The sequence below is a fragment of the Mesorhizobium sp. P5_C1 genome (assembly GCF_054049815.1).
Map to the genome: position 1 here is coordinate 1 of NZ_JBFULQ010001150.1, position 908 is coordinate 908.

Genomic DNA, 908 nt, shown 5'->3' on the forward strand with positions numbered 1-908 from the left:
CTCCACGGTCGCGCGTGATATCTTCGGGCATGAACCAGTTGAAGCAAAGATTGGGATTGTTGCCGCGCTGCTGCTCCGGAAACAGCACTGCAAAACCCTGGTTGGTCGCTAGCTTCGACCATCCAGATCCATGATCGTACCCATCCGCCGTCTGCGTGCATCCGTGCAGGACGACGACCAACGCGGCTCCCAGCGGGAGATTCTCTGGAACGTAGAAGCGCCCACGCAAAGCACCAGGATTGGATCCGAAACCAGCTATGTCGGAAAAGCGGTCGTCGCGGTGCGCGGACAAACCCGGCCGGCCCCGCATAGCGGCCAAGCGAGTGATTGTATCTGAGAGGTTTCGCAAATCGAGATCCTTAGCCGCCAAGGTGACGAAAACCGCGCACAATGCGCAGGCAACAACATCGTTGCTGCACTGCACAATAGCAAGCTTACGTCAGGTCATAGTCCAGCCGGCTCATGAGCGGCTCCGGTCGGCCAAATCGACTTTGTACGGAACCCCGAGCCCTCGCGTTGGAGCCCAATTGCGGGACAGCATTCGGTTTATTCGAAGGAACCAAAGTCGCGGGAAGAGCTTCAATCATAGAGCGCCCCGACAGCGCGCATCTGACATGCAGGAGGACGAAATGGGCTTTTTCGGCAAGGTGTTCTCGGGCCTAACCGGCAGGAGAGCGGATGACAAAAAGACCACAGGGGACATGCGCAAGGCAACAGGCGCCGGGCCAGCCATAGCGGCACACTCCAAGGACGCAAGAACCTCCGCTGCCACCGGGCAAAACCAGCAAGCCGCGCGGAAGAAGGCGCAGAAGTAACGACGGAAATGGCTTGATGCCATGCACGGGCACCTGCCTTCCGGAGTGGCAGAGGGGAACCGACCTGCGAGTTTGTTGTTGTCCTTCACACAC

General features: G+C 58.9%; 2 protein-coding genes. One reads left to right on the forward strand and one right to left on the reverse strand.

What is annotated here, in order from left to right; all coding sequences use genetic code 11:
* The coding region (locus tag ACXJ7R_RS34510) for an alpha/beta hydrolase family esterase (RefSeq protein WP_457155702.1) at positions 1 to 349 on the reverse strand (349 nt) is incomplete at its 3' end.
* Positions 350 to 629: 280 nt separating this feature from the next.
* Between ACXJ7R_RS34510 and ACXJ7R_RS34515 the strand changes: the two genes are divergently transcribed.
* Positions 630 to 815: a hypothetical protein gene (locus tag ACXJ7R_RS34515; protein WP_457155701.1), complete on the forward strand. Its 186-nt coding sequence runs from the start codon at positions 630 to 632 to the stop codon at positions 813 to 815.
* The last annotated feature ends 93 nt before the right edge of the window (positions 816 to 908 follow it).

Coding starts and splice junctions, on each gene's coding strand:
- ACXJ7R_RS34515 (WP_457155701.1), top strand. CDS start 630: ATGGGCTTTTTCGGCAAGGTGTTCTCGGGCCTAACCGGCAGGAGAGCG.